We start from the raw sequence: 759 nt of genomic DNA, 5'->3' as shown, positions 1-759 counted from the left end.
GCGTACGCGGCGAACGGGCTGTCCTTCCTGGCCGTCGCGGCGGTGGTCCCCTTCCTGCGCCCGCACCCCGACGCGGGCCGGCAGACGGCACCCACCGCGTCCCGGCCCCGGACCGCCGCCGGCGCACCGCGCCGGCGCGGCACGGGCGCCCGTGACGGCCTCGGCTTCTTCCTGCGCCGCCCCCGGCTCGTCGCCCTGGCCGGTATCACCGCGATCAGCAGCGTCTTCGGCCGGAACTACGCCCTGACCCTCGCCGTGCTGGTCACCGGGCCGCTCGGCGGCGCCGCCGGTGCCTTCGGCACGGTGTCCACGGTGCTGGCCGTGGGCGGTGTCGCCGGGGCCGTCCTGGCCGGACGGCTGCGCAGCCCCTCCGTACGGCTCGTCGGTGCCCTCGCCGCGACGGGCGCGCTCCTGCAGATCGCCGCCGGGCTGTCCCCGACGCTGTGGATCCTGCTGCTGATCGTCGCCCCGATGGCGGTGGTGGAGTCGGTCTCCGACACCGCCGGCACCACGGTCCTGCAGACCGACCCCCCAGCGCACATGCGGGGCCGCGTCCTCGGCGTATGGCGCAGCGCCAGCACCGGCTGGAGCCTGATCGGCCCCCCGCTGCTCGGCATCCTCATGCAGACGGCGGGCGCCCGCGGCGCCCTGGTGATCGGCGGCGTCCTCATCGCCGGAACGATCGGGGCGGGCGCGCTCCTGCGCGACCGCCGCCCCGGCCTCACGGGGCCCGAGCCCACCCACGCGGCATTCCCGTCC

Annotated in this window: 1 protein-coding gene; it reads left to right on the top strand. The window is 77.7% G+C overall.

Going from position 1 to position 759, the window contains the following annotated elements; translation table 11 throughout:
• The coding region (locus C1I97_RS38235) for an MFS transporter (protein ID WP_146608466.1) at nt 1-759 on the top strand (759 nt) is incomplete at both ends.

It is taken from the genome of Streptomyces sp. NTH33 (assembly GCF_003236365.1).
Classification (GTDB): Bacteria; Actinomycetota; Actinomycetes; order Streptomycetales; family Streptomycetaceae; genus Streptomyces.
Note: the sequence above shows the minus strand (reverse complement) of the source record. Positions and strands in the feature narration are given on the sequence as shown.